The 24,030-nt window shown below is 58.6% G+C and carries 21 protein-coding genes and 2 pseudogenes; 19 read left to right on the top strand and 4 right to left on the bottom strand.

Annotated elements, in window-relative coordinates; all coding sequences use genetic code 11:
• Nucleotides 1-10: 10 nt before the first annotated feature.
• The 9 genes from rpmD to rplQ all read left to right on the top strand — a co-directional run bounded on the left by rpmD (nucleotide 11) and on the right by rplQ (nucleotide 5,258).
• The gene (gene rpmD, locus CMG77_RS06115; protein WP_024462492.1) at nucleotides 11-196 is read left to right on the top strand and encodes a 50S ribosomal protein L30; all 186 of its coding nucleotides are present in this window, start codon (nucleotides 11-13) and stop codon (nucleotides 194-196) included.
• A gap of 1 nt (nucleotide 197) precedes the next feature.
• Nucleotides 198-632 (top strand): 50S ribosomal protein L15, encoded by a 435-nt coding sequence (rplO, locus tag CMG77_RS06110; protein WP_286903773.1) that lies wholly within the window; start codon nucleotides 198-200, stop codon nucleotides 630-632.
• 11 nt (nucleotides 633-643) lie between these two features.
• On the top strand, nucleotides 644-1,981 hold the full coding sequence (gene secY, locus CMG77_RS06105) for a preprotein translocase subunit SecY (RefSeq protein ID WP_286903772.1): 1,338 nt from the start codon (nucleotides 644-646) through the stop codon (nucleotides 1,979-1,981).
• A 22-nt stretch (nucleotides 1,982-2,003) separates the two neighbouring features.
• Nucleotides 2,004-2,120, top strand: coding sequence for a 50S ribosomal protein L36 (gene rpmJ / locus CMG77_RS06100; protein ID WP_081666256.1), 117 nt, complete (start codon nucleotides 2,004-2,006; stop codon nucleotides 2,118-2,120).
• 187 nt (nucleotides 2,121-2,307) lie between these two features.
• On the top strand, nucleotides 2,308-2,664 hold the full coding sequence (gene rpsM, locus CMG77_RS06095) for a 30S ribosomal protein S13 (RefSeq protein WP_024462495.1): 357 nt from the start codon (nucleotides 2,308-2,310) through the stop codon (nucleotides 2,662-2,664).
• Between the two features lie 54 nt (nucleotides 2,665-2,718).
• On the top strand, nucleotides 2,719-3,114 hold the full coding sequence (gene rpsK, locus CMG77_RS06090) for a 30S ribosomal protein S11 (RefSeq protein ID WP_286903771.1): 396 nt from the start codon (nucleotides 2,719-2,721) through the stop codon (nucleotides 3,112-3,114).
• A gap of 13 nt (nucleotides 3,115-3,127) precedes the next feature.
• On the top strand, nucleotides 3,128-3,748 hold the full coding sequence (gene rpsD / locus CMG77_RS06085; RefSeq protein ID WP_286903770.1) for a 30S ribosomal protein S4: 621 nt from the start codon (nucleotides 3,128-3,130) through the stop codon (nucleotides 3,746-3,748).
• Between the two features lie 26 nt (nucleotides 3,749-3,774).
• Entirely contained in the window at nucleotides 3,775-4,764 is a 990-nt protein-coding gene (locus tag CMG77_RS06080; RefSeq protein WP_286903769.1) for a DNA-directed RNA polymerase subunit alpha, read from the top strand.
• Nucleotides 4,765-4,847: 83 nt separating this feature from the next.
• Nucleotides 4,848-5,258: a 50S ribosomal protein L17 gene (gene rplQ / locus CMG77_RS06075; protein ID WP_123639554.1), complete on the top strand. Its 411-nt coding sequence runs from the start codon at nucleotides 4,848-4,850 to the stop codon at nucleotides 5,256-5,258.
• Nucleotides 5,259-5,362: 104 nt separating this feature from the next.
• Here rplQ and uvrA read toward each other — a convergent pair.
• A pseudogene (gene uvrA / locus CMG77_RS06070) lies at nucleotides 5,363-8,231 on the bottom strand (excinuclease ABC subunit UvrA).
• 220 nt (nucleotides 8,232-8,451) lie between these two features.
• Here uvrA and CMG77_RS06065 point away from each other — a divergent pair.
• The 3 genes from CMG77_RS06065 to CMG77_RS06055 all read left to right on the top strand — a co-directional run bounded on the left by CMG77_RS06065 (nucleotide 8,452) and on the right by CMG77_RS06055 (nucleotide 11,344).
• The gene (locus CMG77_RS06065; protein WP_339619451.1) at nucleotides 8,452-9,822 is read left to right on the top strand and encodes an MFS transporter; all 1,371 of its coding nucleotides are present in this window, start codon (nucleotides 8,452-8,454) and stop codon (nucleotides 9,820-9,822) included.
• An 80-nt stretch (nucleotides 9,823-9,902) separates the two neighbouring features.
• The gene (gene ssb, locus CMG77_RS06060; protein WP_024462502.1) at nucleotides 9,903-10,451 is read left to right on the top strand and encodes a single-stranded DNA-binding protein; all 549 of its coding nucleotides are present in this window, start codon (nucleotides 9,903-9,905) and stop codon (nucleotides 10,449-10,451) included.
• A gap of 26 nt (nucleotides 10,452-10,477) precedes the next feature.
• Complete coding sequence (locus tag CMG77_RS06055) at nucleotides 10,478-11,344, top strand: SDR family oxidoreductase (protein ID WP_286804491.1); 867 nt, start codon at nucleotides 10,478-10,480, stop codon at nucleotides 11,342-11,344.
• 94 nt (nucleotides 11,345-11,438) lie between these two features.
• Here the strand turns inward: CMG77_RS06055 and fabB are convergent, their stop codons facing one another.
• The 3 genes from fabB to CMG77_RS06040 form a co-directional block, all read right to left on the bottom strand.
• Nucleotides 11,439-12,656 (bottom strand): beta-ketoacyl-ACP synthase I, encoded by a 1,218-nt coding sequence (gene fabB / locus CMG77_RS06050; RefSeq protein WP_286804492.1) that lies wholly within the window; start codon nucleotides 12,654-12,656, stop codon nucleotides 11,439-11,441.
• Nucleotides 12,657-12,790: 134 nt separating this feature from the next.
• Nucleotides 12,791-13,315 (bottom strand): 3-hydroxyacyl-[acyl-carrier-protein] dehydratase FabA, encoded by a 525-nt coding sequence (gene fabA / locus CMG77_RS06045; protein WP_024462505.1) that lies wholly within the window; start codon nucleotides 13,313-13,315, stop codon nucleotides 12,791-12,793.
• Between the two features lie 100 nt (nucleotides 13,316-13,415).
• The gene (locus CMG77_RS06040) at nucleotides 13,416-14,378 is read right to left on the bottom strand and encodes a polyprenyl synthetase family protein (RefSeq protein ID WP_123639550.1); all 963 of its coding nucleotides are present in this window, start codon (nucleotides 14,376-14,378) and stop codon (nucleotides 13,416-13,418) included.
• Between the two features lie 293 nt (nucleotides 14,379-14,671).
• Between CMG77_RS06040 and CMG77_RS06035 the strand changes: the two genes are divergently transcribed.
• The 7 genes and pseudogenes from CMG77_RS06035 (at nucleotide 14,672) to arsJ (ending at nucleotide 23,945) form a co-directional block, all read left to right on the top strand.
• Nucleotides 14,672-16,348, top strand: coding sequence for a beta-helix domain-containing protein (locus CMG77_RS06035; RefSeq protein WP_123639549.1), 1,677 nt, complete (start codon nucleotides 14,672-14,674; stop codon nucleotides 16,346-16,348).
• Nucleotides 16,349-16,455: 107 nt separating this feature from the next.
• Nucleotides 16,456-19,224 (top strand): TonB-dependent receptor domain-containing protein, encoded by a 2,769-nt coding sequence (locus CMG77_RS06030; protein ID WP_286804493.1) that lies wholly within the window; start codon nucleotides 16,456-16,458, stop codon nucleotides 19,222-19,224.
• A 204-nt stretch (nucleotides 19,225-19,428) separates the two neighbouring features.
• A complete protein-coding gene (locus tag CMG77_RS06025) occupies nucleotides 19,429-20,145 on the top strand; it encodes an energy transducer TonB (protein WP_286804494.1) in 717 nt (238 codons plus the stop codon).
• Nucleotides 20,146-20,257: 112 nt separating this feature from the next.
• Nucleotides 20,258-20,602 carry an ArsR/SmtB family transcription factor gene (locus CMG77_RS06020; protein WP_238559289.1) on the top strand — a complete coding sequence of 115 codons (345 nt, stop codon included), beginning with the start codon at nucleotides 20,258-20,260 and terminating at the stop codon, nucleotides 20,600-20,602.
• A gap of 70 nt (nucleotides 20,603-20,672) precedes the next feature.
• Nucleotides 20,673-21,692, top strand: a complete 1,020-nt coding sequence (gene arsB / locus CMG77_RS06015; protein ID WP_286903768.1) for an ACR3 family arsenite efflux transporter — start codon at nucleotides 20,673-20,675, stop codon at nucleotides 21,690-21,692.
• 37 nt (nucleotides 21,693-21,729) lie between these two features.
• Nucleotides 21,730-22,722 (top strand): annotated as a pseudogene (locus CMG77_RS06010) (ArsJ-associated glyceraldehyde-3-phosphate dehydrogenase).
• Between the two features lie 2 nt (nucleotides 22,723-22,724).
• Nucleotides 22,725-23,945: an organoarsenical effux MFS transporter ArsJ gene (arsJ, locus tag CMG77_RS06005; RefSeq protein ID WP_286903767.1), complete on the top strand. Its 1,221-nt coding sequence runs from the start codon at nucleotides 22,725-22,727 to the stop codon at nucleotides 23,943-23,945.
• Nucleotides 23,946-24,030: the final 85 nt, after the last annotated feature.

The following is a 24,030-nucleotide window of genomic DNA, read 5'->3' as shown; positions in this document are numbered from 1 at the left end:
GAATACGACCATGGCTAAGAAAATGATCAAAGTGACTCAAGTCCGTAGTACCGCGGGTCGCCTGAAGAAGCATCAGGCTAGCGTTGCCGGTTTGGGTCTGCGCCGTATCGGCCACACCGTTGAGGTGGAAGACACTCCCTCCGTGCGTGGGATGATTAACTCTGTAAACTATCTGGTACAGGTAGAGGGAGAATAAGATGCGTCTTAACGAGCTGAGTCCCGCCCCCGGTAGCACCCATAGCAAGAAGCGCGTGGGTCGCGGTATCGGTAGTGGCCTGGGCAAGACCGCCGGTCGCGGTCACAAAGGTTTGAAGTCCCGTTCCGGTGGTAGNGTTGCTCCGGGCTTTGAAGGCGGTCAGATGCCGCTGCAGAAGCGTCTGCCGAAGTATGGTTTCAGTTCTCGCATTGGTCGTGTCACTGCCGAAGTTCGTCTCTCAGAGCTGAACAAGGTGGAGGGCGATACCATCGATATCGAAACTCTGAAGCAGGCCGATGTCATTGGTGCTAACATGAAGCGCGCCAAGATCTTCGCATCTGGCGAGCTCAGCAAAGCGGTTACCGTACGCGGTATTGCGGTCACCAAAGGTGCCAAGGCTGCGATTGAAGCNGCCGGCGGGAAAGTCGAAGAGTAAGGGGCGCCAACATGGCAACTCCCGGTAATCCTTCGTTGGGGAATCAGAAAGGTCTGGGCGAGCTTTGGGCTCGCCTACGTTTTTTGTTCCTGGCGATCGTAGTCTACCGAATTGGTACTCATATTCCGGTTCCNGGTTTGGATCCCGAGCGGATTGCCAACCTGTTTAACCAGAATCAGGGTACCATTCTGGGTATGTTCAACATGTTCTCCGGGGGTGCCCTGGAGCGCATGAGTATTCTGGCGTTGGGTATCATGCCGTACATCTCTGCATCTATTATCATGCAGTTGATGACCGCCGTGACTCCCTCGCTGGAGCAGCTTAAGAAAGAAGGTGACGCGGGTCGCCGCAAGATCAACCAGTACACCCGTTACGGTACGGTGGTGNTGGCTACGGTNCAGGCGATGGCAATGTCAGTGAGCTTTTCCGGNTTTGCNTATGGTGGCGAAGCGGATTTTGCGTTTCACTTCATNGCGGTCACCTCTCTGGTTACCGGCGCCGTCTTCATGATGTGGTTGGGCGAGCAGGTCACTGAAAAAGGTATCGGNAACGGCATTTCAATGCTCATTTTCGCCGGTATNGTGGCGGGTTTGCCGAGCGCGGTCGGNCAGGCGTTTGAGAGTGCCCGTCAGGGCGATCTGCACCTGCTACTGTTGCTGGTGATTGCGGTNATCGCGTTGGCGGTAATCTGGGGTGTGGTCCGGGTNGANCGCGGACAGCGTCGNATTACGGTAAACTACGCGAAGCGTCAGCANGGNCGTAATGCCTATGCCGCTCAGACCAGTCACCTGCCGCTGAAGATCAATATGGCCGGCGTGATTCCGGCGATCTTTGCCAGCAGTATTCTGCTGTTCCCGGCGTCCATTGCCCANTGGTTTGGCGAGGGCGGNGANGGNTTNGCCAGCGACTTCCTTCAGGATCTCGCTCTGGCGATTGGTCCGGGTCAGCCTCTGAACATTCTGCTGTTCGCGGCGCTGATCTCGTTCTTCTGCTTCTTCTACACGGCGTTGATGTTCAACCCGAAAGANGTNGCGGATAACCTGAAGAAGTCCGGTGCCTACATCCCGGGGATTCGCCCGGGTGAGCAATCGGCCCGCTATATCGACAGTGTCCTGACCCGTCTGACGGTAGTGGGTGCTGTTTATATGTCGGCTGTGTGCCTGATGCCCCAGTTCCTGGTGGTGGCGGCCAATGTTCCCTTCTACTTGGGGGGCACGTCGTTGCTGATCGTGGTAGTGGTGGTNATGGACTTTATGTCCCAGGTTCAGGCGCACTTGATGTCTCATCAGTACGAGTCACTGATGAAGAAGTCTAACTTGAAGGGATATGGCAGCGGNAACGCTCGCTAATCCCCATTACTAGGGTAGGATCATGAAAGTTCGTGCTTCTGTTAAAAAGATCTGCCGCAACTGCAAGATGGTTAAGCGCAACGGCGTNCTGCGAGTAATTTGCCACGCTGAGCCTCGCCACAAGCAGCGGCAGGGTTAAGAATTGGACGNCCGGCCCCCCTCCAGGGGCGGGGCGTACATGAGGGGGCGTTGACTGTCGTCCGGGGAGAAATCCCCGGGCTATTGATTTTTGGTGATTTTACCGCTATCCTTGCGCGCCTTTTAGGGTGTTGGGTGGCGTAAGTTGCCGTCAACGCTGCAATTTTAGTGTTACTGGAGTAATTTGAATGGCCCGTATTGCTGGTGTAAACATACCAGATCACAAGCACGCGGTTGTNTCCCTGACTTACGTCTATGGGATCGGCCGTACTACTGCGCAACAGATCTGTGCCGCTACTGGCATCGCCGAAGACGCCAAAATGGGTAGTCTTTCCGAGGAACAGCTCGACGCGATCCGTAACGAGCTTGGCAAGCATACCGTAGAGGGTGACTTGCGCCGTGTTGTGTCGATGAACATCAAGCGTCTGATGGACCTGGGCTGCTATCGCGGTCTGCGTCACCGTCGCAGCTTGCCGGTCAATGGTCAGCGTACCAAGACCAACGCTCGCACACGTAAGGGCCCGCGCAAGCCGATTAAGCGTTAATCGATCTGCGCCAGTCATTCAAATACGGTAACTACAGGTTAGGAAGAGATTGCTATGGCGAAGCCAGGTAATAAANCCGCAACGAAAAAGAAAGTCAAGAAGACGGTGGTCGATGGGGTTGCCCACATCCACGCGTCCTTCAATAACACCATTGTCACTATCACCGACCGTCAGGGTAATACCCTGAGCTGGGCTACCTCTGGTGGNTCTGGCTTCCGCGGTTCGCGCAAAAGCACCCCGTTTGCTGCCCAGGTAGCTGCGGAGCGCGCCGGTGAGGCAGCGAAAGAATACGGTCTTAAGAACCTCGACGTAGAAGTGAAGGGCCCTGGCCCTGGCCGCGAATCCGCAGTTCGCGCACTTAATAATGTTGGTTACAAGATCACCAACATTGTCGACGTTACGCCGATTCCGCACAACGGCTGCCGTCCTCCCAAGAAACGTCGAGTGTAAGGGGAACTAGATAATGGCTCGTTATATTGGACCTACATGTAAACTGTCCCGTCGNGAAGGCACCGACCTCTTTCTGAAGAGTGGTGCTCGTGCGCTGGATTCGAAGTGTAAACTGGAAAGCGTTCCTGGCCAGCATGGTCAGCGTCGTGGTCGTCTGTCTGACTATGGTGTGCAGCTGCGTGAAAAGCAGAAGGTACGTCGCACCTATGGCATGATGGAAAAGCAGTTCCGCAGCTACTACNAAGAAGCCGCTCGCCGTAAGGGTGCCACCGGTGAGAACCTGTTGAAGCTGCTCGAAGGCCGCCTTGATAACGTTGTGTACCGGATGGGCTTTGGCTCTACCCGTGCAGAAGCGCGTCAGCTGGTGACCCATAAGGCGATCAGCGTCAACGGCAAAACCCTGAACATTCCGTCCTATCAGGTGCAGGAAGGTGATGTGGTTGCCGTTCGCGAGAAGGCCAAGAATCAGTTGCGTATNCAGAACGCCCTGACCCTTGCCGGCCAGCGCAGCAATGTTGAGTGGATCGATGTGAACGCGGACAAGAAAGAAGGNGTTTTCACCCGAGTTCCCGATCGCAGTGAATTGCCCGCTGAAATCAACGAGAACCTTATTGTCGAGCTTTACTCCAAGTAAGGGACTAACCGCTAACAGGTGTGGCTATGCAGACTGCAGTAAACGAATTTTTGACTCCGCGTCATATCGATGTGACCGAAAACAGCNCGACCCACGCTCGNGTGGTGTTGGAGCCGCTTGAGCGCGGTTTCGGTCACACTCTGGGCAATGCCCTACGGCGTATTCTGCTCTCCTCCATGGCGGGCTGTGCCATTACTGAAGCCGAGATTGACGGTGTGCTGCACGAGTACAGCGCNATTGANGGTGTGCGGGAAGACGTTATTGAAATCCTGCTCAACCTCAAGAACGTTGCGGTTGTGATGCACGGTAAGGATCGCGCGGTTCTGACTCTGAAGAAGAAGGGCCCGGGTGTCGTTACCGCCGGAGATATCCAGGTTGATCACGATATNGAGGTGAANAACCCCGATCACGTGATTGCCCATATCACCGGTGATACCGANCTGAACATGCGCCTGACCGTGGCTCGTGGTCGCGGNTACGAGCCGGCTGATGCCCGTCGTCACGACGAGGACGAAAGTCGCGCGATTGGTCGCCTGCAGCTGGATGCGACTTACAGTCCGGTCCGTCGTCTTGCCTATACGGTCGAGAGTGCCCGTGTAGAGCAGCGTACTGACCTGGACAAGTTGATTCTGGATCTGGAGACCAACGGTACCATCGATCCGGAAGAAGCGATTCGTCGTGCAGCGACCATCCTGCAACAGCAGCTGGCCGTGTTCGTCGACCTGGAGGCTGAGAAGCAGTCCACGCCGGAAGAGAAAGAGGAAGCAATTGATCCTGTTCTTCTGCGTCCGGTTGATGATCTCGAACTGACAGTTCGCTCTGCGAACTGCCTGAAGGCAGAGAATATCTACTATATCGGTGATCTGATTCAGCGCACAGAAGTTGAGCTGTTGAAGACCCCGAACCTGGGTAAGAAGTCTCTGACAGAGATCAAAGATGTACTCGCCTCGCGCGGTTTGTCACTCGGTATGCGTTTGGAAAACTGGCCCCCGGCCAGCTTGAAGAACGAAGACTGATAATACATTGTTTCGTCGCCGGTCGTTTGGCCGGCGGTTAACGAGATCGCTGTGAAGCGATCGTTAGTGAAGGGTTTAGCGTCATGCGTCATCGTCATAGTGGCCGTCAACTGAATCGTAACAGCTCTCATCGCAAAGCCATGTTTCGCAATATGACCGCGTCTCTGGTTGAGCACGAGCTGATTAAAACCACCTTGCCCAAGGCCAAAGAACTGCGTCGCGTAGCCGAGCCGCTGATTACTTTGGCCAAGAAGGACAGTGTTGCCAACCGTCGTCTGGCGTTCAGTCGCCTGCGTGATAAAGAAGCGGTAGGTAAACTGTTCGCGGAGCTGGGTCCTCGTTATGAGTCCCGCCCCGGTGGCTATATCCGTATCATGAAGTGTGGCTTCCGTGCCGGCGACAAGGCCCCCATGGCCTATGTTGAGCTGGTGGATCGCCCCCAGATTGAAGCGGGTGAAGAGCCGGTAGAAGCGGCAGCGGATTCGGCCGAGTAATATCGGCGCCGCGCTGATGATGTCTTTTGCGGACATCATTGAAGCAGATACAAAAAAGCCAGGCTGATGCCTGGCTTTTTTGTATCTGGGGGGAATGCTTTTATTCAGGCTTTCTCGGCTTTCTTTTTCCCTTTTTTGCGCTTTGCCGCCACATTCAGCATCGGTTTGAGGAATCGCCCGGTGTGGGATTGTGGCTGCTCAGCCACCGCCTCCGGCGTGCCGGTGGCGATAATCTCGCCTCCACCCGAGCCGCCTTCCGGCCCCAGGTCGATAAGCCAGTCAGCGGTTTTGATCACGTCGAGATTGTGTTCAATCACCACCACTGTATTGCCGTGATCCCGTAACCGGTGCAGAACCGCCAGAAGCTGCTCGATATCGTAAAAGTGCAGCCCGGTCGTCGGTTCATCGAGAATGTAGAGAGTCTGGCCGGTGTCACGTTTTGAGAGCTCGCGGGAGAGTTTGACCCGCTGCGCTTCCCCGCCAGACAAGGTCGTCGCCGCCTGGCCCAGCCGAATGTAGGAAAGTCCCACGTCCATGAGCGTCTGCAGCCGATTGGCAATCGCAGGGACCGGGTCGAAGAAGGTTCTGGCTTCTTCGACAGTCAGCTCCAGCACTTCGTGAATGCTTTTGCCTTTGTATTTCACCTCCAGTGTCTCGCGGTTATAGCGCTTGCCTTTACATACGTCGCAGGGCACATAGACGTCCGGCAGAAAGTGCATCTCCACCTTGGTGACCCCGTCGCCCTGGCAGGCTTCGCAGCGGCCACCGCGGACGTTGAAACTGAATCGTCCCGGTTTGTAACCGCGTGAGCGGGCTTCCTGGGTTCCGGCAAACAGCTCTCTGATGGGGGTAAAAATGCCGGTATAGGTTGCCGGGTTGGAGCGTGGGGTGCGGCCGATCGGGCTCTGATCAATATCGACGCATTTATCGAAGTGATCCATGCCTTCAACGGTTTCATAGGGCGCCGCCTTGAGCGTGGTGGCGCCATTGAGTTCCGTCGCCGCGAGCGGGTGAAGTGTGGCATTGATCAGGGTGGACTTCCCGGAACCCGAGACTCCGGTGACACAGGTCATCAGGCCCACCGGGAGCTCCAGGGTGACGTTTTTCAGGTTGTTACCCCGGGCGCCGGTGATTCGGAACATCCGGTCGGGGTCTACAGGATGACGCTCCGCTGGCACAGCGATTTCCCGCTTGCCGCTGAGGTACTCCCCGGTAATCGAGCCGTCGGTGGCCATGATGGCGTTGACGTCGCCCTGGGCGATCACCTGACCGCCGTGAACGCCGGCGCCAGGGCCGATATCGATCACATGGTCGGCCTGGCGTATGGCATCTTCATCGTGTTCGACCACAATCACCGTATTGCCGATATTGCGCAGGTGGGTCAGTGTACGGAGTAAGCGCTCATTGTCGCGCTGGTGCAGCCCGATCGAGGGCTCGTCCAGGATGTACATGACGCCCACCAGGCCGGCACCGATCTGACTCGCGAGGCGGATTCGCTGCGCCTCGCCCCCGGACAGGCTGTCCGCGCTGCGGTTCAGAGACAGGTAATTCAGACCCACATCCACCAGAAANCGGAACCGGTCGCGCAGCTCCTTGAGTATTTTCTCCGCAATGCTCGCCTTGCTGCCGTGAAAGTTGAGGGCGCTGAAGTAGTCGTAGGCCTCCCCGACNGGCAGCTNGNTCNNNNGNGNACAGGGTGTGCTCGTCGATGAACACATTGCGCGCCTCCTCTCGCAGACGTGCGCCGCCGCAGCTGGGGCAGGATTGGGAGGACATGTACTTGGCCAGCTCCTCGCGAACCGACGAGGATTCGGTGTCCCGATAGCGCCGCTCCATATTGGGCAGGACACCCTCAAACCGGTGCCGACGCTGGTAGAGGTCGCCGCGCTCGTTAATGTAACTGAAGTCAATTTCCTCATCGTCCGAGCCGTATAGCACCACCCGCCGGTCTTTGGCTTTGAGCTTTTTCCAGGGCGTATCGATATCGAAACCGTAGTGCTCCGCCAGAGAGTCGAGCATGTGGTAGTAGTAGATATTGCGCCGGTCCCAGCCGCGAATGGCACCTTCGGCCAGAGATGCTTCGGGGTTCTGTATCACCCGGGATTCATCAAAGAACTGCTTCACACCCAGACCGTCGCAGGTCGGGCAGGCGCCGGCGGGATTGTTGAACGAGAACAGGCGCGGTTCCAGCTCACTCAGGCTGTAATCGCAGACTGGGCAGGCATGCTTGGCGGAGAACAGTTGGTCATCCTGTTCGCCATCCATAAAGCTGATGCCGGCCAACCCTTCGGTCAGGTTCAAAGCGGTCTCGAAGGACTCGGCAAGCCGGGTCTGCAGGTCGGGCCGGACTTTGAACCGGTCTACCACCACCTCGATGGTGTGCTTTTTCTTCTTGTCCAGCTTGGGCAGGTCATCCAGGTCCACCAGAATGCTGTCCACCCGGGCACGGATAAACCCTTCGCGCTTCAGTTGCTCGAAGATATGTAAGTGCTCACCTTTGCGATCCCGGATAACCGGGGCCAGAAGCATGAGCTTGGTGCCCTCGGGCAGGGCGAGCACCGTGTCGACCATTTCGCTGACGGTTTGGGCCGATAATGGCTCACCGTGCACCGGGCAGCGGGGCTCACCTACCCGGGCGAATAGCAGGCGCAGATAGTCATAAATCTCGGTAATGGTGCCCACGGTGGAGCGCGGGTTGTGGGAGGTGGATTTCTGTTCGATGGAGATGGCCGGGCTCAACCCTTCCACGTGGTCGACGTCGGGCTTTTCCATCATGGAGAGGAATTGCCGGGCGTAGGTGGAGAGTGATTCCACATAGCGTCTCTGGCCCTCGGCGTACAGGGTGTCGAAGGCGAGTGAGGACTTACCCGAGCCGGACAGGCCGGTAATCACGACGAGTTTGTCCCGCGGTATGTCGAGGTCGATATTCTTGAGGTTATGGGTGCGCGCCCCCCGAACCAGAATGGTATCCATCATGTCTCCCGAAACGACCAAATCCCCCATTATACGCATTCCCACCGAGGGGCGGTCACCCGGGTTGTAAAGGATTGTAGTGAGTAATAGTCACGCCCGGTTTGGAGCGGGGCATACCCGACCCTGAGCCGGACTTGATGAAGGCTTAGGGTCAAAGGGTTTGGGCGTGCAGTGTGTTAGAATTCGCCTCCCATTTACCCATGTGAATCAGGAGCTGTCCTTGCCGATTGTTCAGGCCCCCTTCGAGCGCCGCACGGTGGTCTCCCTGGCACTGCTGTACGCCTTCCGTATGCTCGGGCTGTTCATGGTCCTGCCGGTGCTCACCCTCTATGGCGACGACTACCGCCACGCCACCCCCCTGCTACTGGGCCTGGCCCTGGGCGCCTACGGCTTCAGTCAGGCACTGCTCCAGATTCCTTTCGGTATCCTCTCCGACCGCATCGGCCGAAAGCCCGTCATCACCGTCGGTTTGTTAGTGTTCACTCTCGGCAGCGTGGTTGCTGCGCAGGCCGATTCGGTTTATGAACTGGTGCTCGGGCGCCTGCTCCAGGGGGGCGGTGCCATCGCTGGCGCGGTGATGGCCTTGTTGGCGGACCTTACGGCCGAAGAGAACCGCACCAAGGCCATGGCGACCATCGGTGGTGCGATTGGTGTCTCCTTCTCATTGGCGCTGGTGATTGGCCCCCTGCTGGCCAACTGGGGCGGCCTCGCGGCGGTGTTCTGGTTGACCGCCGCACTGGGGCTGGTCGGATTGTGGATCGTCTGGCAACTGGTGCCGACGGTTCAGCGACCGCCGCGCCGGCGGCGCGAAGTCGGGGCCGTTCCGGAGCTGATCCGACAGGTATTGGCCAATCGCGAGTTGCTGCGCCTGAACCTGGGCATCTTCGTGCTGCACTTTGTGCTGATGGCCCTGTTTCTGGTCATGCCTCAGCGTCTGGAAACGGACCTCGGTATTGCCCGGGGGGATCACTGGTTTGTCTATCTGCCGCTGCTGGCGGGCGCCTTTGCGGCCATGCTGCCGTTCATCATCATCGCCGAGAAGCGTCGGCAGATGAAGCCGGTGTTTCTCGGCGCCATTGCCCTGTTGGGACTCGCGCTGGCGGCACAGCCCTGGGTCAGCTCGTTATTCGCCGTGTTGGCCATTCTGTTTGTGTTCTTTATGGCGTTCAACCTGCTGGAAGCCAGCCTTCCCTCACTGGTCAGCAAGATTGCGCCAGCGGGGGGGAAGGGCACCGCCACCAGTATTTATGCCAGCTGCCAATTTTTCGGCGCCTTTGCCGGCGGTGCCCTGGGCGGTTGGGTGTTTCAGGTGGGAGGGTTGCCGGCGGTATCGGCGGTGGCCGTAACGCTGGTGTTGCTCTGGTGGCTGGCCGCCGTGGGCATGCGCCCGCCCCGTTACCTGGCCAGCGTTCTGATTCCGCTCAAAGGCAAGGTCAGCGACCGGTTCAGTGAAGAGCTATACGCCGTGCCCGGCGTGGCCGAAGTGGTGGTCGTGGAAAGCGAGGGGACCGCTTACCTCAAGGTGGACCCCCGGGTGGTGGACCGCAAGCGGCTGTCCTCCATCGCCGAACAGTGTGTGTTGGCCCGGTGAACCCATTCACCGACTGACAGCCAAGGGCCGCTGGTGTATCCTGACGGCCATTTAAGACAGTTTACGAACAGGAGAACATCATGGCTCGGGGAATCAACAAAGTCATTCTGATCGGGAACCTGGGTGCCGACCCGGAAACCCGCTACATGCCCTCCGGTGGGGCGGTGACCAACGTCAATTTGGCCACCAGTGACCAGTGGAAAGACAAGCAGACCGGCCAGCCACAGGAGCGCACCGAGTGGCACCGGGTGGTCTTTTTCAACCGTCTGGCCGAGATTGCGGGCGAGTATCTGAAAAAGGGCAGCAAAGTCTACATCGAAGGCTCCTTGCGTACCCGCAAGTGGCAGGGGCAGGACGGTCAGGACCGCTACACCACTGAAATTGTCGCCAATGAGATGCAGATGCTCGACGGCCGTGGTGGTGACAACAGCAATTATGGCGGCGGTGGCGGTTATGGCAATCAGTCCGGCCCGTCGGACGATTACTCCGCGCCACAAGGTGGCGGCAATTACGGCGGCCCCCAGAATGCGCCCGCTCAGGGTGGGCAGCAGAACGCGCCACGGGGCGGCGGGCAGCCTCAGCAGCCAGCCGGCGGCTTTGACAGCTTTGATGATGACATTCCGTTCTAAAGCCACGTCCAGGTGAGTTGCCGCGTTTGAAACTGCTGTTGACTGACGCCTCCCATGCCCTGGGCAAAGCGCTCGAGCACGAGCTTGAGCGCGAACCCTTTGCGCTGATCATGCCCGAGTCGGCCCGACTGAACTGGACCGATATCGGGGAGGTTCGCGCCTGGATCGAGCATCAGCGCCCCAGGCTGGTGATCAACACCCTGGGTTGGGCCGATCGGCCCGATAGCGCTCACTGCTCCCTGATCCCCCGGGCCGCCGCCATCCTGGCTCAGGTTTGCGAGGAGCAGCGCCTGCCCATGATCCAGCTGTCCAGCTATCAGGTCTTTGGCGGGGATAACAAAAGCAGTCATGCCGAAAAAGACGAACCCATGCCCCAAAGTGACGCCGGGCGCGCCTGGTTGGCGGCCGAGCAGGCGGTGACCGGGGTGCTGTCGAAGCGGTTGATTCTCCGCCTGAGCTGGATGATTGGCAGCTATGGTGACAACCGCCTGACCCGCCTTCTTGGCGCGATTTTCAGTGGTCAGGGGGAGGTGCCGGTCCATGTCCGACTGAAAGGGTCACCCACGGCGCTGTCCGATGCGGCCCGAGTGATCGTGGGCGTGGTCAAACAGATCAGCTGTGGGGCGGAGAACTGGGGGGTCATGCATTACGCCAGTCGCGAGCCCTGCAGCGAAGCGGATTTTGCGGAAAAGGTGATTGCCGTACTGGGCCAGCTTGACAGCATGCCGGAGGGGGTCGAGCTGACGAGGCTGGAGTCCTTGCCTCCGGATGAGCCTATCAGCGCGGTGTTGGGTGGGCGGCGCCTGCGGGATGGCTTTGGCGTACAGGCAAGGGCTTGGGAGCCCTACCTGGTACCTATGGTCAAACAGTGGCTGCACCAGCGCCAGGGTTGATCAGCCGGAAGTCAGGACATAAAAACGTGGTGGACATAAAAAAACGCGGCCGATGCCGCGTTTTTTTATGTCCATCTGAACAGGGTCTGGCGTATCAGTCGGCCATGCGCTGGAACACCAGGCAGGCATTGGTGCCGCCAAAACCGAAGCTGTTGGACATGACCCGCTCCAGAGTCACCCCATCCTGACGCTCGGTCGCGATCGGCAGCCCTTCGGCTTCGGGGTCCAGCTGGGTGATGTTCGCCGAGGCACAGATGAAGTCGTGCTTCATCATCAGGAGGCTGTAGATGGCCTCCTGTACGCCGGTGGCACCCAGAGAATGCCCGGTGAGGGATTTGGTGGAGCTGATGGTCGGCACCTTGTCGGTAAAGGTGGCGCGAATGGCCTTCAGTTCAGCCAGGTCGCCCACCGGCGTACTGGTGCCGTGTGAGTTGATGTAATCAATGTCCCCGTCGGTGGTCGCCAGGGCCTGCTTCATGCAGCGAATGGCGCCTTCACCGGAAGGGGCCACCATGTCGTAACCGTCAGAGTTGGCGCCGTAGCCAACCAGTTCGGCGTAGATCTTTGCGCCGCGAGCCTTGGCATGCTCATACTCTTCCAGTACCAGGCAACCACCACCACCGGCAATGACAAAACCGTCGCGCTCTGCATCATAGGCGCGTGATGCTTGTTCGGGATGGTCGTTGTACTTGGTGGACAGGGCGCCCATGGCGTCGAACAGGCTGGTCAATGTCCAGTGCTCTTCCTCACCACCACCGGCAAATACGATGTCCTGTTTGCCCAGCTGGATCTGCTCCATGGCGCTACCAATACAGTGGGCGCTGGTGGCGCAGGCGGAGGAGATGGAGTAGTTCAGCCCCTTGATTTTGAAGGGTGTGGCCAGGCAGGCCGAGGTGGTGCTGCCCATGGTCTGGGTGACCCGGTAGGGGCCGACCCGCTTCAGGCCTTTCTCCCGCAGTACGTCAGCTGCTTCCACCAGGTTCTTGGAGGAGGCGCCGCCAGAGCCCATGATGATACCGGTGCGCTCGTTTGACACCAGCGACTCATCGAGGCCGGCGTCAGCAATGGCCTGATCCATGGAAATATAGGCAAAGGCCGCCGCATCGCCCATGAAGCGAAGCACTTTGCGATCAATGCACTCTTTCAGGTCAATGTCGATGGAGCCCGCCACTTGGCTGCGGAAACCCATCTCGGCATAGCTGTCCTGAAATTTGATGCCGGAACGGCCTGCGCGTAATGCCTCGAGTACGGTGGCAATATCATTACCTAAGCAGGACACAATGCCCATGCCGGTAACTACAACGCGTTTCATAGGCTACCTCTTATCTCTGTTTGTAGCGGAAGCAGTGGGCGCCATTATGCCATACAAACCGCTCTGTCGGGGCGGGGATTGGACCGCTCGACAGAAGCTGAGTTCAGCGCCACGGGCTGGCCCGGCCGCCCGATTTAGAAGGAATCAGTGTTCTGAAACAGACCGACGCGCAAATCCTTGGCAAAGTAGATGTCTTTGCCATCGACGGATACCCGGCCGTCGGCGATGCCCATGATCAGCTTGCGCTCAATGACCCGCTTCAGGTTGATGTGATAGGTGATTTTTTTGGCGGTGGGCAGAATCTGCCCGGTAAATTTCACTTCACCGCAGCCTAGGGCCCGTCCCTTACCGGGGTTGCCCTTCCAGCCCAGGAAAAAACCCACCAGTTGCCACATGGCGTCCAGGCCCAAACAGCCGGGCATAACCGGGTCGCCGGGGAAGTGGCAGTCAAAGAACCACAGGTCGGGAGAAATATCGAGCTCGGCGATGATTTCGCCTTTGCTGAATTCCCCGCCCGTTTCGCTGATATGGGCGATCCGGTCGAGCATCAGCATATTGGGCACGGGCAACTGGGCGTTGCCGGGGCCAAACAGGCGGCCGTGGCCACACTCGAGCAGTTCGTCACGGCTGTAGGCGTTCTTTTGGGCAAAGGCGTTCATAATAGGGGCTCTGTTACAGTCTATATCGGCCCATCGGTCACCGTTGCGGGTGGATTCAGGGCGGCAAAGGTCGCCATTCTACCGACTGTGGGGAGCTTGTCTAGTGAGTCCGGGCCAGGGCGAACTCCGCCACCTCGGCCATGGCCCGGGTGTAGGCGTTCTCTGGCAGGGCCGCCAGCTGTGCCCTGGCGCTGGCGACCTGGGCGCGAGCGCGCTCGAGCGTGTATTCCATGGCGCCAGTTTCCTCGACGATGCGCAGGATCTCCGGCAGCTTTGTGGTGTCTCCCGCCCGGATCGCACCTGCCACCAGCGCCTTCTGGTCCGGTGTTCCCGTCTGCATAGCATAAATCAGGGGCAGGGTGGGTTTACCCTCCGCCAGGTCGTCACCGACGTTCTTGCCCAGGGCCTCGGCGTCTCCCTGATAGTCGAGCGCATCGTCTACCAGCTGAAAGGCCATACCGACGTGGTGGCCGTAGGCCCTCAGCGCCTGGCGCTGGTCGGGGGCTGCCTCGCTGAGAACCGCTGCCACTTCGCAGGCTGAGGCAAACAGGATGGCCGTCTTTTTGTCGATCACTGAGAAGTAATTGCTCTCCGTGACGGCGGGGTCCTTGGCGTTGACCAACTGCTGGACCTCGCCCTCCGCGATACGGTTAGTGGTTTCCGACAGCACCGACATGATGTCCATACTGCCAATGGCCACCATCATCTGAAATGCCCGGGAATACAGGAAGTCCCCCACCAGCACCGCCGGGGCGTTACCCCACTGGGCGTTGGCGGTAATGCGCCCGCGCCGGCGCTCCGAAGTGTCGACCACATCGTCGTGGAGCAGGGTGGCGGTGTGGATGAACTCGATGATCGCCGCCAGGTCCAGATTGTCCTGTCCTCTATAGTCCAGTGCCCGGCAAGTGAGCAGCACCATCAGCGGGCGCAATCGCTTGCCCCCGGCTTCAATAAGGTAGTGACCAATATTCTCGACCAGCTCTACATCGGAGTGGAGCTGTTCGATGATGCGCTGGTTAACGGCTTCGAAATCGTCCGCAACAACCTGGTGGAAAGGCAGCATGGGGCTTGGGCTCTGTTGCTGATAAAGGAAAGGCATCCTAGGCAGGGAGGGGGTGGCTGTCAAGAATTCCGGCGCCTACCGTCAACCGGCCCATCGGTGCCTCCCCTCCGGTGCTCGTCACAAAACCTTCACAAAACTGTCGCCCAAGATTCATAAAACTTGTTGAACATAGGCGCCACACGACGAGATGAGCCGAGTTGCTTGCAAGGCTTTCTCCGACCAGACATGGACTATGGGTCGAGGCCGGTAGTCCCCGTTTTCAAAAAAAGCGATCCATCAGGAGTGCTCAACCTATGAAAATCACGACCCTTGTTAGCGTAACCGCTTTGACTGCAGTGCTGGCGGCTTGTGGCGGCGGCGATATCGAGATCGATGCCCGCAACCAGTCCAGTGTCGACAACTCAGTTGGCGATAACAGCAACAATAACACCAGTGGTGGTGGAGGTGGCGAAACCGTAGATAACCCCTGTGCCTCCTATGAACAAGACGGCGAGACCTTCCAGGGCTCATACGATGCGCCCAACTGCGTATACGGCACCGATTTTGTCAGCCTGAGCAAGCCCTACACCGGTTCTGAAGAGCTGGTTTTTGGCGACCTGTCCAATGACGGCGCCCACATCTTCAACGACAGCCTGATGATCGGTCAGGGCTACGACAACGACGCTGACATGGAAGCGGCTGGCATTGCCCAGGGTGGTGACGGCTCTGTATTGCGCCTGGAAGCGGGCACCATTCTGGCCTTCCGCTCCAACGATGATTACTTTGTGGTCAATCGCGGTTCCCAGATCTTTGCTGAAGGCACTGTGGAAGAGCCGGTTGTGGTGACTTCTACCTCCGATATCGAAGGTACCGTAGGACCCGAAGATGTCCAGCAGTGGGGCGGCATGATCATCAATGGTTTCGGTATCACCAACAAGTGTGCCTACACCGGCACCATGATGGATGGCGATCTGGCGACCTCCGATTGCCATATCGCCGCTGAAGGTAAGGCCGGCGCTGGCCAGACTTACTACGGTGGTGACAACAATGAAGACAGCTCCGGCTCCCTGGAGTACTTCATGGTCAAGCACACTGGTGCCCAGGTGGCTCCGGGTAACGACCTGAACGGCATTTCTTTCAACGCGGTCGGTTCCGGTACCGAGGTGAACTTCCTGCAGGTTTACTCAACCTACGACGACGGTATCGAGTTCTTCGGTGGCGCGGTTGATATCAACAACTACGTGGGTCTGTATGTCCGCGATGACTCCATCGATATCGACGAAGCCTATGTCGGCACCATCAACAACGCATTGGTGATTCAGGGCGAGACCGATGGCGATCACTGCATCGAGTCCGACGGTATCGGCAGCTACAGCAGCCAGGATCAGGCCACTATCGACGATTTCGTGGCTCGCGGCCTGAACTCTCGCGCTACCATCAATAACCTGACCTGTATCGTCTCTCCGAATGCGGCGGGTACTCATGCTGATGGCCACGGCTGGCGCATCCGGGAAGCGCACTTCCCGACCATCCGCAACTCCATCCTGACCACCGCTTACATGGGTGACCAGGCGGACGATAACTACTGTGTTCGCATCGAATCGGCTGAAGGTCTGCAGGCGGCTCAGGACGGTGACCTGGTGATAGAAGAGTCCATCATCGCCTGTGCCACCCTGACCAACGGCGGCCCGCTGCCGGACAGCACCACCACTCGTGCCTTCCTCGAAGCCAACAACGACGTGATGCAGACCGCGGCTGACGGTGAAGACCCGACCGCTGACGACGTCGATGTCAATCTGGCCATCCTGGATGGTTTCTACTCCCTGCCGCTGGGCGACATGGTGGTCAACGGTAACGCCACTCAGGTGACTCCGGTAGATGCAGACTTTGTCGGTGGCGTGACCGCTGACAACGACTGGACCGCGGGATGGACTTACGGCCTGCACCCGGACAATCGTGCCCAGCCGCTGTGGTTCGAAGCGGCTGAATAAGCCCCGACTGCAACGAGTCAACACACGATTGCCGTAACGAAAGGGCGCCTTACGGCGCCCTTTCTACTAGGCGGCTCTCTACAGCTTCACTAGATAGGGCAGTTCAGATGAACAGCAAACAATTTTCAACTCACCTCGCTCGTGCCGGCTTCAGCGTCAGTCTGCTCAGCGCTTTGATCAGTGCCTCGGCCGTGGCCCAGGACGATGACAGTGCACCGACCCAGCCGCCGGTGATGGCACCGCCGGTCATGGAAGAGTTGCTGGTGACCGGCGGCCGCCTGATGAGCGGCGCGGAAAGTCTGGCCGTGGAGCGTCAGGAAGCGGCGGTGGCGACTGACCTGCTTGGCGCGGATCAGATCAGCCGGATTGGCGACTCAACCGTCGCGCTGGCGTTGACACGCGTTCCCGGGGTCACCCTGGTGGATGGCAAGTTTGTCTTTGTGCGCGGGCTGGGTGAGCGCTACTCCAACACCACGCTCAACGGCGCCATGGTGCCGTCCCCGGACCTGTCACGCAACGTGCTGCCGCTGGACATCATTCCGACCTCCATTGTGGATTCTCTGGCAATCCAGAAAGTGCCGTCAGCGGACAAGCCTGCCGCCTTTGGTGGTGGTAGTGTCGACATCCGTACCACCAGTATTCCGGACGATATTCTGTTCAACATTGAGCTGGGTACCGGCACCAACACCGCTTCCTCGGATTTTCTGACCTACACCGGTGGTGAGGATGATCGCTGGGGTTCCGATGATGGCGCCCGGGCGCTGTCGCCTCAGTTGAGTGCGGCTCTGGATCAGTACCGCGGTGATGTCTCCATCAACAATATCAATACGGTTGCCCGTCTGGATTCTATTGAGGACGCCGCGGCGATCAACCGTCAATTGGCCGCCGGTCTCAATCGGGACATCAGCCCTCGGGAAACCTCCGGCGAGCCGGATATCGAAGCCGAGATCAATCTGGGTAACAATTATTACCTGCCCAATGACATGGAGTTCGGCTTTCTGGCCGGTGCGGCTTATGACAGCAGCTGGCGCAATCGCGAAGTGGTCCAGCGCCGCTTTCAGGACCCTGAGAACCAGGTGGTCACCGAGGATGAGACCGTCAACTCGGTGGATATTTCCGGCAACCTGAGTTTTGGGCTTCGTCTGAACGCGGAAAACTCCATTGAAACCACCAGTATCTGGTTGCGCAACACCGACGACGAAGTGTCGGTGCGTGATTACTTCAACGCCAACCGTCTGCTGTCCGATGGACAGGGTTTCCGCAACACCGAGCTGCGCTACGAGCAGCGTGAGCTGGAAGTGCATCAGGTGCACGGGGAGCACGAGCTGGGTTGGGATACGCTGGATGCACTGGGCCTCAGTGACAGCCTGGACTTCCTGCGTGGCCTGAGCTTCGACTGGTATATTTCGGACAGCGAGGCGTCCACGGACCTGCCGAATGAAGTCAATGCGTTGAGCCTGACGGTAACCGATCCACAGACCGGTGAGGTTCAGTCGTCGGCGTTCAGCGGCGCCAACAATACTGCTGCGAGTTATCGCTACTCGGATCTGCGCGACTACGTCGACAGCAACGGCTTCACTATAACAATGCCGGCCACCCTGGGTAACTGGGAGTTTGCCCTGTCCGGGGGGATGGATTACTGGCAGAAGTCCCGCACCTACGAGCAGTATGAGTTCTATCTGGGCAGCACCACGCTCGGGAACAGCGATCCACTGTTCACTCAGGACCTGAGTAGCATCCTGGCGGACGACAACCTGCTCGATCCGGCCAATGGCTTCCAGGTCACCAACAACTCCGGCAATGCCAACAGCTATGTGGCGGCCAATAAGGTGAACGCGGCCTTCGGCCAGCTGGACATGACCTGGGATTACACCTGGCGTCTGGTGATTGGTAGTCGCTGGGAAGATTATCAACAGGTGAACCTGCCGTGGAACCCGGTCAACTATGACGGCAGTCAGTTCCCGGGCATGGAAAGCCCCGACCCGCAGGTCGTGGCCGACTACTTCCAGGAAGTGACTTACACCGAGGACGATGTGTACAACTCGGTGGCGCTGACCTGGATGACCCAGGACTTCTGGGCGGAAGACTTCCAGCTGCGGGCCAGCTTTGGTGAAACCACCGTGCGTCCGGACCTGAGGGAAATCTCCGGTTCCAGTTACTTTGATCCGATCACCGACATTGTGGTCAACGGCAATCCGGACGTGGTGCCTTCCCAGATCGATAACTTCGACCTGCGCGCCGAGTGGTTCTTCTCCGGTGGGGACAACTTCACCCTGTCCATGTTCTACAAGGACATTGTGAACCCCATCGAGCAGTTTGAAGGGGCCGCTACGGATGACAATATCCGGGCAGAGATCCACAACGGCGACAGCGCGGAGCTGTACGGGCTGGAAGTCGAGTTCCTGAAGAGCCTGGGCGATATGGCGGCGGTGCTGGATCCCTTCTTTGTGCAAGGTAACTTCACCTTCATGGATCAGGAGCTGGTGGCCGGCAACAATGCCGATGCACCCACCAACCCGATTCGCCCGCTTCAGGGCGCCTCCGATGTGGTCAGCAACCTGATTCTGGGTTACGACTCATCCGATGGCATGCACTCGGCCACGCTGTCCTACAACTCCTTCAGCGAGCGCCTGTTCTTCGCAGGTCGCAACGGGGCGCCGGACAGCTTCGAGCAACCGTTCCACTCGCTGGATTTCACCTACTCTTTCTACCCCAGTGACAACTTCACCGTGAAGCTGAAAGTCAAGAACCTGCTGGACGAGAACCTGGTGATCGAGCGGACCAATACCGCCTCCGACGGCAGCACGCAGGATGTGGAGATCTACAACCAGGAGCGGGGTCAGGATCTCAGTCTGAGTGTCCAGTACCGCTTCTGACGGTGTTCCGGATACTTTTCTGCTGCTTGGGCCGCTCTTTTGAGCGGCTTTTTTCTATAAAAAGCCGAAACTGTCATAATAAATTAACATAACTCTGCTAAGCGCAATGCTACTCTTTGGGCATGGGATAAAGGGTTTATAGCCGGATTTGCGCCGTCCGTCATCCAACAAACCCCCTCAGTGCCAATGAAAGAGGATAAGAGCATGAAAAAAGTCGTAGTCAGCGCCCTGGTCGCGCTGGGCCTGGGTTCAGTGGGCAGTGTCGCGGCCGAACAATATCAGCCTGCGGGCTTTGGTGAAGATACACTCCGCTACCTGGAGGCCGCTGTGGCGCCTCCAGCCTTGACCGCCAATACACCGGTGGCCTCCGTCTACTGTCAGGCGGATGTGGGTACCGATGGTCTGACCCGCAATGTGTCCTGCTATGAGCGTGACGGTTTCACCGACCTGCGCGATCAGGTGGAAGAGGCCATGGCGACCCGGCGTTTCTCCGCCGCCACGGTCGATGGTGAGCCGGTGCCGGTACGGATGGTGTTCCGGGTGGTCTATGCCGACCTGGAAGGCCAGCCTCCGGTCATGCTGCTGCCCAACCTGGGGCACATGCAGGGCGATTTCGGCTATCAGTACAGCGCCCCGCAGGAGCGGCTGGACGACCGGAACTGGTACTCCCTGTACCGTAAAAACGACTGGAGCCAGGGCCAGCCCTTCTTCAGCGATGAAGGCGAGTTGACCCGGGTATTGGCCTGGGTGAACGACAGCGGTCGGGTGATCTCGGCGCGCAGCCTGGAGAGCCACAGTGAGCACCGGCGCGATGCCCGGGCGGTGGAAAAAGCCCTTGAGGCTTCTCGCTTCCTGCCCGGCATGGTCAGTGGCAAACCGGAAAAAATGCGCTACGTGGCGGTGCTGCACTACCCGAACTAAGCCGATTCCAGAAGAACGCGCCGATCCACCGGCTGGCCGAAAGGTCAGTCGGTTTTTTGTGTCTGGCTGAGTCAATCTGATAAAGAGGTTGACCTTTTACCAATGTGTCGATATGTTTCGACATATGGAAATTAAAGACGCTATTCCGAGCTTTGCCGCCCTTTCTCAGGAAACCCGTCTGGCGGCGTATCGTCTGCTGGTCCGCCACGAACCCGAGGGACTGGCCGCTGGTGAGATCGCCCGTCAGTTGGGGGTACCTCACAACACCATGTCCACACACCTTGCCACATTGGCCCGGGCGGGCTGGGTTGTTTCTGAGCGACATAGCCGGTCCATTATCTATCGCGCCAATATCCAGCATATGAACGACGTCATTCAGTTCCTGGTCCGGGATTGCTGCGCGGGTCACCCGGAAGTCTGTGTGCCGACAGCCGTTAGACCAAATGGGACTTGCTGAGCAGCAGGGGCACCGGGCTTACCAGAGGCCCTTATCCAATCAGGTTTGATGATTACAGTGGAGCAGACTAGTGGGATTGTTTGAGCGGTATTTATCGGTTTGGGTTGCTCTGGCCATCGGGGTCGGTGTTGCGCTGGGTCTGGTGTTCCCGGCAGCGTTCCAAATGCTGTCCGGTTGGCAGTATGCCCAGGTCAACCTGGTCGTGGCGGTTTTCATCTGGTTGATGATCTACCCGATGATGGTGCNGGTNGACTTAACCTCCATCAAAGATGTGGGTAAGCGCCCCCGGGGCCTGTTTCTNACCCTGGTGGTCAACTGGTTGATCAAACCCTTTACCATGGCGGCGCTGGGCTGGTTATTTTTTCGCGTGTTTTTTGCCGGTTGGGTTGACCCGCAGACCGCCACGGAATACATCGCGGGGATGATCCTGCTGGGGGTGGCGCCATGCACCGCCATGGTGTTTGTCTGGAGTCAGCTGACCAAGGGTGATCCCAACTACACGCTGGTGCAGGTCTCCATCAACGATCTGGTACTGNTGTTTGCGTTTGCGCCGCTGGCCGCGTTTTTGCTGGGCATGACCGATATCACTGTGCCCTGGCAGACACTGGTATTGTCTGTTGTTCTTTACGTGGTGCTGCCGTTGATCGCCGGTGCGGTCACTCGTCGTTGGCTATTGGCCCGCGGCGGCGAGCCAGCNCTCAATGAATTTCTGCACAGGGTCAAACCGGCGTCCATTCTCGGNCTGCTGGCGACAGTGGTCCTGCTGTTCGGTCTGCAGGCGCCGGAAATCATCGATAACCCTCTGGCGATTGTTCTGATTGCCATACCGTTACTGATTCAGTCGTACGGCATTTTCATGTTGGCCTATTGGATGGCGCACAGGCTGCGCTTGCCCCACGATGTGGCCGCCCCGGCCTGCATGATCGGGACCTCGAACTTTTTTGAGTTGGCGGTGGCCGTGGCCATCTCCCTGTTTGGAATGCAATCCGGTGCGGCATTGGCCACCGTCGTCGGTGTTCTGGTGGAGGTGCCGGTCATGTTGTCTCTGGTGGCATTTGCGAATCGGACCCGTCACTGGTTCAAGGTTTGATAATAGGAGCGTGTTATGACGATTAAAATTGGCATTAATGGCTTTGGCCGTATGGGNCGCCTGGCGTTGCGGGCCGGNTGGGANTGGCCNNANGTNGANTTTGTCACAGATNAANGACCCNNCNGGNGACGNGGANANACTGGCNCACCTGNTGAANTTTGANTCGGTACACGGTCGCTGGACTCACGAAGCGCGGGTGGACGGACAAGCCATTGCCATTGGTGAGCAGCGGGTGGCAGTCACTCATAACCGGGCCATTGGCGACACNGANTGGTCCGGNTGCGATGTGGTCATTGAAGCCTCGGGCAAAATGCGGGATCGGGAGCTGCTCCAGGCCTATCTGGATCAGGGGGTGAAGCGCGTGGTGGTCACCGCGCCGGTGAAAGCCGATGACATCCTCAATGTGGTGATGGGNGTGAATGACGATCAGTACGACGCGGACCGCCATCGCATTGTCACTGCGGCGTCCTGTACCACCAACTGTCTGGCACCGGTGGTCAAAGTGATTCATCGGGCGCTGGGCATCAAGCACGGCTCCATGACCACGCTGCACGATATCACCAACACCCAGAGCATTCTCGATCAGCCTCACAAGGATCTNCGTCGNGCCCGGGCCAGCAGCATGAGCCTGATTCCCACCACCACCGGATCGGCCAAGGCGATTACGGAGATTTTCCCNGANCTGAAAGGGCGGCTCAATGGCCACGCNGTGCGNGTTCCCCTGGCCAATGCGTCGCTGACCGACTGTGTNTTTGANGTGGAAAANGCCACCGATGCNGCTCAGGTCAATCANCTGCTGAANCGTGCNGCCGAGGAGGAAATGCCGGGCATTCTNGGCTATGANGAGCGACCGCTGGTGTCGGTGGACTACAAAACCGANCCGCGCTCCAGCATCATCGATGCCCTGTCGACNNTGGTNATCGACGGCACCCAGGTAAAAATCTACGCCTGGTACGACAACGAGTGGGGCTACGCCAACCGCACNGCGGAACTGGCGCGCAAGGTCGGCCTCGCGGATCANNCGGGTTGACCATGTTGGCACACNTGTCNCCGGCCATTCGTCAGTACCTGCTGATNACNGCCAATTATTGGGCCTTCACCCTGACCGATGGCGCNCTGCGNATNTTGGTGGTNCTGCATTTTCACCANCTCGGTTANAGCCCGCTGGCCATNGCCATGCTGTTCCTGTTCTATGAGATTTTCGGGGTGATCACCAATCTCGTGGGCGGCTGGCTCGGTGCCCGCCTGGGCCTGAACCGNACCATGAATCTGGGGCTGGTGTTGCAGGTNGTNGCGCTGTCCATGCTGNTGGTGCCGGCCGCCATGCTCACGGTGCCNTGGGTGATGGCGGCGCAGGCNCTTTCGGGTGTGGCCAAGGACCTGAANAAAATGAGCGCCAANAGCTCCATCAANTTGNTNGTGCCGGACGGGCAGGGNGGNGCCCTNTATAAATGGATCGCGGTGCTGACCGGCTCNAAAAATGCGCTGAAAGGTGCGGGCTTCTTTTTGGGGGGCGCGCTGTTGATGGNCGTGGGNTTTGCCGGCGCCGTCGGCGCCATGGCCGCTGCGCTNTNNGTGGTCTGGATCATCAGCCTGATTTTTCTGAANAAGGATCTGGGCCGGGCCAANAGCAANCCCAANTTNTCNGANGTNTNNTCCAAAAGCCGNGCGGTCAATGTGCTGTCCGCCGCCCGCCTGTTTTTATTTGGCGCCCGGGATGTCTGGTTCGTGGTGGCGNTGCCGGTGTTTCTGGCCAGCCAGTTCGACTGGGACCACTGGCAGGTGGGGGGCTTTCTGGCGCTTTGGGTGATTGGCTATGGCGCGGTGCAGTCNGTCGCTCCGAAAATCACGGGNCGCTCCGGGCGGGGTTTGCCGGATGGACGTACCGCATTTGGTTGGGCGGCGGTTNTGACGGTCATNCCGGTGNTGATTGCGCTGGCGTTGTGGCAGGGTATTGCGCCNGGTGTNAGTCTGGTGGTGGGGTTGNTGATTTTTGGNGTGCTGTTTGCGGTGAANTCTTCCCTGCACAGTTATCTGATTGTCAGCTATGCCAAGGAGGACGGGGTCTCGTTGGATGTCGGTTTTTACTATATGGCCAATGCGATGGGTCGTCTCGTGGGCACGGTGCTCTCCGGTTGGGTGTATCAGGTCGCGGGGCTGATTGCCTGCCTGTGGATCTCAGCCGCCTTTTTGGCCCTGGCGGCGATAATCGCCCTCTGGTTACCGCGTCGGTTGGTCGGTGAGAGTGCGTAGCGATTTATTCGGTACTTCGAGAGTAGTACTTGGTTTGGGTAACGGCGGATGCGCCTTCGGCTTATCCGCCCTACGCGGAGTTCTA

The sequence above is a fragment of the Marinimicrobium sp. genome, assembly GCF_002695945.1.
GTDB lineage: Bacteria > Pseudomonadota > Gammaproteobacteria > Pseudomonadales > Cellvibrionaceae > Marinimicrobium > Marinimicrobium koreense.
Note: the sequence above shows the minus strand (reverse complement) of the source record. Positions and strands in the feature narration are given on the sequence as shown.